Source organism: Neobacillus sp., from assembly GCF_031988165.1.
In the GTDB taxonomy this organism is placed as follows: Bacteria; Bacillota; Bacilli; order Bacillales; family Cytobacillaceae; genus Neobacillus; species Neobacillus rhizosphaerae.
Genome location: NZ_DALZYO010000080.1, coordinates 1 through 6,855, shown reverse-complemented (window position 1 = coordinate 6,855; position 6,855 = coordinate 1). Strand labels below are relative to the sequence as shown.

At 35.7% G+C, this 6,855-nt stretch carries 5 protein-coding genes; 4 read left to right on the top strand and 1 reads right to left on the bottom strand.

Annotation, left to right across the window (positions count from 1 at the left end; genetic code table 11):
• Positions 1-338 precede the first annotated feature (338 nt).
• Complete coding sequence (locus RTR43_RS25175) at positions 339-857, top strand: HD domain-containing protein (RefSeq protein WP_312476731.1); 519 nt, start codon at positions 339-341, stop codon at positions 855-857.
• Between the two features lie 36 nt (positions 858-893).
• Here RTR43_RS25175 and RTR43_RS25170 read toward each other — a convergent pair whose 3' ends face one another.
• On the bottom strand, positions 894-1,370 hold the full coding sequence (locus RTR43_RS25170; RefSeq protein WP_312476728.1) for a hypothetical protein: 477 nt from the start codon (positions 1,368-1,370) through the stop codon (positions 894-896).
• 210 nt (positions 1,371-1,580) lie between these two features.
• Here RTR43_RS25170 and RTR43_RS25165 point away from each other — a divergent pair, with 210 nt between their 5' ends.
• The 3 genes from RTR43_RS25165 to RTR43_RS25155 all read left to right on the top strand — a co-directional run bounded on the left by RTR43_RS25165 (position 1,581) and on the right by RTR43_RS25155 (position 6,728).
• Positions 1,581-4,988, top strand: coding sequence for a hypothetical protein (locus RTR43_RS25165; RefSeq protein ID WP_312476726.1), 3,408 nt, complete (start codon positions 1,581-1,583; stop codon positions 4,986-4,988).
• A gap of 265 nt (positions 4,989-5,253) precedes the next feature.
• Positions 5,254-6,414, top strand: a complete 1,161-nt coding sequence (locus RTR43_RS25160; RefSeq protein WP_312476724.1) for a cation:proton antiporter — start codon at positions 5,254-5,256, stop codon at positions 6,412-6,414.
• 185 nt (positions 6,415-6,599) lie between these two features.
• On the top strand, positions 6,600-6,728 hold the full coding sequence (locus tag RTR43_RS25155; RefSeq protein WP_264760441.1) for a hypothetical protein: 129 nt from the start codon (positions 6,600-6,602) through the stop codon (positions 6,726-6,728).
• Positions 6,729-6,855: the final 127 nt, after the last annotated feature.

Here is a 6,855-nt window from a genome sequence, read left to right as displayed (position 1 = left end):
CTAGACGAAAGATGTGAAGTCTAGCTCTGCTCTCACCGCCTTTATTAGGGGACTATGGCTTGTTCTCTAAATTTATTTCCATGGGTTGGGAGTTGAGGCTCATGATAGTTTTTTATACCAAACGTAAATGCCGGTATAAATCATTTACGATGTGAAATATTAATGGTAAGGTAGAAGATCCAGGATAACAAAATTCAAAACGATGGGTTAATAATGAAAAAACTATTGCAGGGGATAAAAGGATCCCTGCTTTTTTTGCTTTTTATAATTAGCTATGAGTGCTTAGTTATCATATAATAAATGAAATATATTTTTTTGCAAAAGTTAGGAGAGAGAGCATGAGAGACGTAACCTTATTAAACATTTTCGAACATCATATCGCCCAAAAATATTTGAATCGCTCTGGATTAGCTCATGCGATTGCTGTTGCCTATCATGCTTTTCATTTAGGAAAGAAACATCAAGTGGACGTGGATATTGTTGCGAAAGCAGGACTTCTCCATGATATGGGCCACTATACATGGTATAAAAACGGAAAATGGGATTATGATTTGTATAAGCAAAATGACATACACCCGATAAAAGGGGCAGAAAGAGCACATAAACTCTTAATCCGACTTGGTGAGAATCCGATTAAAGCCAAAACGATTGCACTTGCGATTCTTTTCCATACTGATTCGTTTTTGCCTTCTAATGATATTGTAAGGACACCTTTACAGCAGATTGTTAAATGGGCGGATGAAAGGGATGAAGAAAAAGGCGGGATGCACCATTATCGTTCAATCGCCTTTGAACGTGCTAGACAAAGTATTATCCGCTTAGACCAATGGATTGAAGGAGAGGGACCAATAAAATAATAAAGGCTGTGCATATGACTTGCACAGCCTTTTTCGTTATTTCCGTTGAAAACCCTCTTCGGTCAAAAACTCCACAGCTTCTTGATATGTATCAAAACTGGCATCAAGATTTAACCCAAAATAAATATTCCATGCATCATTTTCATTTATTACGATAAGCTGATTATTTTCCTTATCAGCCCAGCGCTCCTCATTTGAATCTCCAATGATTGCTTCTTCGACTGAATTGGTTTCAAGTGGTGAGAGTGCATGAATCGCTTCTTTTATCAACTGTCGTAGTTGATCAGCGGTAAAGTCACGGATATTGACCATTCCTTTTTCGTCCGTTTCATAATTTTCTAACTGCCCAGCATATACAAAGCCATTTCCATTAGGGTGCAAATGATAAACAATATTTTTTTTATCTGAAATACTGTTTGGAAACTGGAAATTAATGCGACCTAGTGAAACATTTTTTCTTTCTAATCCCGAAAATTCATCGATAACGGCTAATTTTTCATTAAAAGTAAGCATAGAGACCTCCAACTCTTTTTCTGTAAACATTCTTTAATCATACAGATTTTTCTCCCAAACTTACAACTTTTTTTCAAATAATAATTTTAAGGAAAATATTGAAAATATTTCATTTTGGTGTAAAATTACACTATAGAAAGAAATGGGTATTCTACAAAATATTGCAATGGCCTGATTACACCATAAATGGGATGAATGCGGGGAGATTTAATGGAGCTAAATAAACGGGAAGAGAAAAGAAGGATTTTTAGGCAGGAGCTTTTCACGTTGAAAGAGGAAGGTTATTTACCGGATACAATTGTTGAGACTGTGGCCAAGGCTCACCATCAATACCATAAGGATTTATTAGAAATAGAATCCCTTCCTATTCCAACAGAAAAGGAAGTGCCAATCCATTCGACTATACCCCCAAAACCTCAAAAAGCGAAAAAAATACTAACACCCGAAGAGGTTCGCGAAAGGAATATTACTTGGTTATTAAATATGGGAGTAATCTTCTTATTAATTGGCGGTTTATTCGTAGCCACAAGCAATTGGGAATCAATGACAAGCATTATGAAAAGCGGTGCGATTGCGATTGTATCACTTTTATTTTACGGAATAGCCTTTTTAACTAAGAAAGTGCTGCATATTGATAAAACGGCATTTGCCTTTATTGTTCTTGGCAGTTTATTCTTACCGATATTTATTCTCTCGCTTGGATGGTTTGGTCTTTTAGGCCCGTATTTATCGATTAACGGTGCTGGCCGTTACCTTTTGGGGATGCTGGGCAGCTTTCTACCGGTGATTCTGTATATTCTATTTGCAAAGAACTTAAGATCTAGACTGTTCGTATGGTTTACCTATGTTTCGATATCCGCGGGGATGGCCTTTTTATTGGCGGGACTATACCTTAAGGTTGATTTCTTTTACCTGGGGACGATGGTTTTTAATGCTTTGCTCATTTTTGTCTACCACCAATTGAAACACAGAGAATCACTCCAATTATTTACAAAGGAATTTGTCCCTTATATCCAAGTTAATCTCGTTCTTAGTACACTTTTCATGCTTTTTTTATACGACCATGAGGTCTTATACAGTTTCAACCTCATCTTAACTGCCCTAATTTATTTATCGATGATGTATGTCAGTGGAAGGAAAGAATACCATTTTATTTTTAGTGCAATGCTCGTTTATGGTGCTTTTCAGCTAATAGAGCACAGCTTCCTCGATAATTTTGGCGCGATAGTCTATGCTCTAATAGGAGTTGGCATGGTATTTGTTCCTAAGGCACTGAACGGAAGATTTTCTCTAGATAAAGTTTTTCACTATACAAGTGCAATGATTTCTGGATTTGCCTTCATCTATATTAGCTATGAGGGAATAATACTCCGCTCGGGTAATCCTTCTATTGTGCTAATGCTCGCATACTTTATCATAGGAGCTAACTTTATTTATTTAGCCCAAAACAGTCCAATGCGTCTATTTACGTATCTGAGTTCGGTTTTTGTCGGTTCTGGCATCTACGAAGCTGTTGCATTAATTGTTAAACATATCTACAATATGAATTTTTCACTAACATTGTGTTTGACCGGTTTTATTTTGTTTATCGTTTTCGGAATTGTACCTTTAGCAAAATATTTTAGAATTATCCAGAACAGTTCTAAGGACATTGGGTTAGTCATGATGATGCTAGCTATTATGTTAGCGATTAGTCTTTTCAACTGGTGGGAGCTAGGAGTCATGCTGCTGCTCCTCACAATAATTGCTTATCTACTATTAAAAATGGAGACAAGGGCTTATTATCAGGAAGCAGCCTTATGGATCTTACCAAGCTCACTTGGTTTGGCATGTGCCGCTTTTGGTGAAGAAATTAATATAAACTTCACAACGTATCATGAAGAATATGGCTATGCAGTAAATTTTGCTGTGGGGGCAATATTTATTTTATTATCAAGCTTTATATGGAAAAAAATAAGGGAAAAAGAACTAAACAGGGTTTCATTGTTTACATCCCAAGGACTTTATACCATTGCCATTTTCCATGCATTATTTAGCCCAATTAATCAATTATGGGTGCAACCGTTAGTGTTGGTAATTGGAATCGGAATGTATTTCTATTTATATAAAAAGATGGGTACGAAATGGATCCCATATCTTGTCAGTATCACAGCATGGCTATCCTATTTTTCGTTTATCCATGCCATGACAATGATATTCCCATTCACCCATATAATGAATTCATTCATCGCTTCTACAAGTGCGGTAATCTTACTTTTTATCGCTTATATTTGTAAAGACAAAGATTTGGGTCTATCAGATGCTTTTGCATGGATGGGTCATTGCATTTACCCAATCGCACTTGTTATTACCTGGTTTGCTTTTAATACAGACGCAATATATAGCTATGGCTTGGCCTTTTTAGTCTATGTATTAAGTACAAAACTAGCTGTTAAGGAATGGAAAATCAAATCCTTTCTTTATGGTAGTTTTACAACCCTATTTTTTGCTGTTTCAATTGGATCGGATAAACTAATTGTCCAAAATTTTGGGGGCTATGAATTCCCAATTACAAGTGGGTTTATTCTTATTTTTACCTGTATTGCTAATAGAGAATTTAAAAAACGAACCACTTATTATTTGGTGCCATTCTCTATTGTCGGAATTGTCTGTATGCTAATGACCTATCCGTTTACTTGGCTACCGTACATGGTTACCTGTGGATATACGATTGTGACAATGGTCTATTTGTATAAAATTAAATGGGATTTATTAGGGATTATCCCTTTGTTCTTAGCATTTATCGCAACCGTTGAATTCTCATATTTAAGTGAGTTGAATGAGCTCGAAAAAATGCTTCTTTTTGGAGGGTTAGGCATAACCATGGTTCTAATCGGACAGAAGGTTTATAAAAAGCTGTTGACAGGTGGAGCTAAGCTTCAGGAAATAAAAGTAGACGGATATACGGCCGTTTCCTTCTTATTCTTTTGGTTTATGTACTTTTTTGCGAATCAGCACTTATGGAGCCATGCACTGCCAGGTGTTCTGATTGCAATCAATTTCTGGCTGCAGAGAAAAAGAGTACCTGCCAGTTTCTCAGTCTTTATGTCTATCATCGCGGGAGCCTATTTATTACAACCATACTATGCAATCATTGGGGATTTAAACATTCCGTCATTATGGGAACGGGAGGTAAATGTTCTTCCATATATTATTCTGGTGATTTTCATACGAATTAGTTTAAAAGGGAGCTTTTCGGATATAACGAAAGCGATTCAATGGGGTGTACTCATCATTGTTTCTCTGCTTTTAATCCAGGATGGTCTAGCAAGCAATACAATTTATGATGCAATTATTTTAGGATCATTGTCATTGTTATCTTTGCTCGTAGGTGTATTCCTCCAAATAAAATCTTATTTCTTTGTTGGGTGTGGTGTTTTACTATTAAATGTATTCCTGCAAACACGACCCTACTGGGGAAATATGCCATGGTGGGCATATTTATTAATCGCTGGACTAATCATGATTACCGTTGCAAGCTTCAATGAATGGCATAAGCAAAAAATACAAAAGGGACAATCAACTTTTATAACCATTTTGAAGGAAAAAGTAATTGATAAAGTAAAAAAGTGGGATTAAATTTCATACTACCATTTAATCGGAAATGTATTTTGCCTAGCCTGCTTATTTTTGGAAAAATAAACAAAGTCTAAGGGCTAATTGATAAATATCATTTATTCTGTTATACTGGTATTAATTAAATGATTGCTGTTATTTGGAGGAGCCTGTCACCAAGGGATAATTATGTCCATTGGTTTGACAGGCTTTTTTCTATTTTTTAGGAAAGAGTCTGTCATTATTAAGACAGGCTCTTTTTATTTTTCAGAAAAAGAAAGGTGATTCGATGGAATTAATTTTTGAGTTGATGATTATTTTACTTGCCTCTAAAATTGCAGGCGATATTAGTGTAAAGTTAGGACAGCCCTCGGTTCTAGGAAAATTGCTTGTAGGAATTATTTTAGGACCTGCGGTTCTAGGGCTCGTTTCAGAATCGAAAACATTGGATGAGCTAAGTCAAATAGGGGTCATTTTGTTAATGTTTATTGCTGGGATGGAAACTGATTTAGATGAATTTAAGCGATCTGGGAAAGCATCTACACTAGTGGGTGTAAGTGGAATTATTGTGCCATTACTTGTAGGCTATCTGACAGGAATTATCATGAATATGTCTACATTTGAAGCTATCTTTTTAGGCTTATTGCTTTCTGCGACCAGTGTAAGTATCTCTGTTCAAGCGCTTAAAGAACTTAATAAAATGCAATCTAAAGAAGGAGCAACGATTTTAGGTGCCGCTGTCATTGATGATGTCCTCGTTATCATATTTTTAGCATTTTTAATGAGTATGGCAGGTGGAGAAGTAAATTTAAGTATGATTATTATTAAAAAAATTCTCTTCTTCGGAGGTGCTATTTTAGTATCTTGGAAAATTGTCCCTTGGATTTTAAAAAAGTTTGCCCCATTAATGGTGACAGAATCAATCCTTTCAGGCGGATTAATTATCTGTTTTCTTTATGCATATGTGGCTGAATTAACTGGAATTGCTGCTATTATAGGAGCCTATATTGCCGGAGTTGCAATAAGTTTAACGGAATATAAGCATGAAATATTTGAAAAGGTAGAAACAATTGGTTATTCAATTTTCGTGCCTGTTTTCTTCACCACTATCGGCTTGAAAGCAAGTTTTACAGGTATTTCACAGCATTTAGGCCTTATTGTTGGACTTAGTATTCTAGCAATCTTAACGAAATTAATTGGTGCAGCAGCTGGTGCAAAAATGGCTCGGTTTTCATGGAGAAGTTCATTCGGAATTGGAGCTGCCATGGTTTCCCGTGGGGAGGTTGCTTTAATTATTGCCACGATAGGATTAGAGTCAAAATTAATCAGCCAAGAACTATTTTCAATCCTAGTTATCGTCGTCCTTGTAACCACGCTTGTTACTCCACCGATGATGAAATACCTTTTTAAACAAGGGAGTGACCAAAAGGAAATAAAAAGCATCGCATAAATCAAAGAGACATCCAGCCTATTATGAAGGTTGGATGTAATGCGTTTTGAAGCAGTTTTTTTGCTTTTGTTTCCCTACATTTTTTACCAAGGTTAAATCTCATAAAGTAGTACCCCTATAAATTATATTAACCCTCCGAACTGTTTGATAAAGCGAAAGATAACTATAAATTTTGGAGGTTAGAAATGGGTACAGGTTTAATTGATATCGACAAATTATTAGAAGCAACGACAAATCTAACATCTGAGAAAAATAGCCAAAAGATGAAGAATGTTGAGATTGACCAATTACTCGAGAACACCCGTGATTGGTAAAATTCATATTTTTGTTACTCCATTCATAATTTAATATACAACCATAAATGCCTTCTACTAGCTAGAAGGCATTTTTCTTTATAATATAAGAATTTATAACATTGGACTTCGAGAAATGTCCAGCTCC